Genomic DNA, 1,886 nt, shown 5'->3' with positions numbered 1-1,886 from the left:
GGATTCGCGGTCGCAGACGAGACGCAGCGCAACCGACTGGACGCGTCCGGCCGAACGGGCGCCCGGCAGTTTGCGCCACAGCACCGGCGACAGCGTGAAGCCGACGAGATAATCCAGCGCCCGGCGGGCGAGATAGGCATCGACCAGCGGCGCATCGATCTGGCGCGGATTGGCCATCGCTTCCAGCACCGACGATTTGGTGATGGCGTTGAAGACGACGCGGCTGACCGGCTTGTCCTTCAGCGCGCGCTTCTGCTTCAGAACTTCCAGCACATGCCAGGAAATCGCTTCGCCTTCGCGATCCGGATCGGTGGCGAGGATCAGGCCGTCGGCGTCCTTGACCGCCTTGGCGATGTCGGCGAGGCGCTTGCCGGAGGCGGTGTCGACCGCCCAGGACATGGCGAAATCCTCATCCGGACGCACCGAGCCATCCTTGGCCGGCAAGTCCCTGATATGGCCGAACGAGGCCAGAACCTTGTAGTTCTTGCCGAGGTATTTGTTGATTGTCTTCGCCTTGGCCGGCGATTCGACGACGACGACGTCCATGAGGTCTCATATCAGCTGTGGTGCGGCAGAAGAATTCCGCTGCGCGCGACGAAATCTCGTTCTATTTGTCGCTCACATGGCCGCGCTTTTGCATCCGGTCAAGGGGAAGCGCCCAAATTGCGGGCCGGTCCGCAGCAATACACTCTTAGAGTGTATGGAGAAAATCACAGAATTTGGGAAAGGCAGATGGTGGGTCTGAGTCAGCGGAAACGACCCGATTCATTTTTCCGCCGAGTCGTTGAAATGCTGCCCAAACCAGGACGGGCGACATTATAACGGGCTGTTCGATGCCGGCCGCCGGATGGCATGGAGATGCCCGGCGACCAGCCCTTGTCCCGCCAGCAGCGGGAATGGCGTGCTTAGTCGGCCTTGACGATATGCCAGACTTCGCCGACGCCGTCGCCGGTCACATCGCCGGGCTTCTTGTCCTTTATGAAGGTGTAGACCGGCTTGCCGTCATAGGCCCACATCTTGGTGCCGTCGGTGCGGTCGACGACGCTCCACTCGTCATCCGCCTTGGCGCCGGCTTCGGCTTTCAGCGGCGGCCAGTTGGTGGCGCATTTGTCGTAGCAGTTGCTCTTGCCCTTCTCGTCCTTGTCATAGGTGTAAAGCGTCATGCCATTGGCGTCGGTGTAGATCTTGGCGCCATTGACCTCGGCTTCCTTCCACGCGTCGGCAGCGAAGGATGCGGCGGTGCTGAGCAGAAGCGCTGCCAGTCCTGCGGTTATGGTTTTCATGGAAATCTCCTGACTGATATCTGGAGACGCGCGGGAAATCGCGGCCTCACAGCATCAACGCCTGCGGGCTGTCGTTTCTTCCTGGCAAGTGCGTCGGGCAATGGATGATCTTGCCAACACAATGGTGATTGGTGGACAAGGCTGCGCGTCGCTATATCGGCGTCACGACATTGGAGTTCTTGGAAATGGCATTGGACATCGGCTATGTCAGCGCGGTCGGGGCTGGGGCGATTTCGTTCCTGTCGCCTTGCGTGCTGCCGCTGGTGCCGCCTTATCTCTGTTATATGGCCGGCGTCTCGGTCGACGATTTCCGTGGCAATGCGGGTGCGACAGCGCGTGAAGGCGCACGCGGCGCGCTGATCTATTCTTCGATCGCCTTCGTGCTCGGCTTCTCGACCGTCTTTGTCGCGCTCGGCGCCGGCGCCTCGACCATCGGCCGGCTGCTGCGCGTCTGGCAGGAGCCGCTGGCCATGGGCGCAGGCGTGCTGATCATCCTCATGGGCCTGAATTTCCTCGGCGTCCTGCGCATTCCGCTGCTGTCACGCGAGGCACGCTTCCAGTCGCAAGGGAAGCCGGCAAGTGCAATCGCGGCCTATGTCATGG

Annotated in this window: 3 protein-coding genes; 1 reads left to right on the top strand and 2 read right to left on the bottom strand. The window is 61.5% G+C overall.

Annotated elements, in window-relative coordinates; translation table 11 throughout:
• Both EN879_RS34075 and EN879_RS34070 read right to left on the bottom strand, forming a co-directional pair.
• Positions 1-546: toprim domain-containing protein (locus tag EN879_RS34075; protein WP_245493913.1), on the bottom strand; the 546-nt coding region annotated here is incomplete at its 3' end.
• A 359-nt stretch (positions 547-905) separates the two neighbouring features.
• Positions 906-1,283, bottom strand: a complete 378-nt coding sequence (locus tag EN879_RS34070) for a hypothetical protein (protein ID WP_024503571.1) — start codon at positions 1,281-1,283, stop codon at positions 906-908.
• Positions 1,284-1,468: 185 nt separating this feature from the next.
• Between EN879_RS34070 and EN879_RS34065 the strand changes: the two genes are divergently transcribed.
• Positions 1,469-1,886 (top strand): cytochrome c biogenesis CcdA family protein (locus tag EN879_RS34065; RefSeq protein ID WP_164774765.1); only part of this gene is annotated, 418 nt, incomplete at its 3' end.

The sequence above is a fragment of the Mesorhizobium sp. M7A.F.Ca.AU.002.02.1.1 genome (assembly GCF_003998535.1).
Classification (GTDB): Bacteria; Pseudomonadota; Alphaproteobacteria; order Rhizobiales; family Rhizobiaceae; genus Mesorhizobium; species Mesorhizobium ciceri.
The sequence above is the reverse complement of the archived record's forward strand: the minus strand, read 5'-3'. Positions and strand labels throughout refer to the sequence as shown.

Coding starts and splice junctions, on each gene's coding strand:
- EN879_RS34070 (WP_024503571.1), bottom strand. CDS start 1,283: ATGAAAACCATAACCGCAGGACTGGCAGCGCTTCTGCTCAGCACCGCC.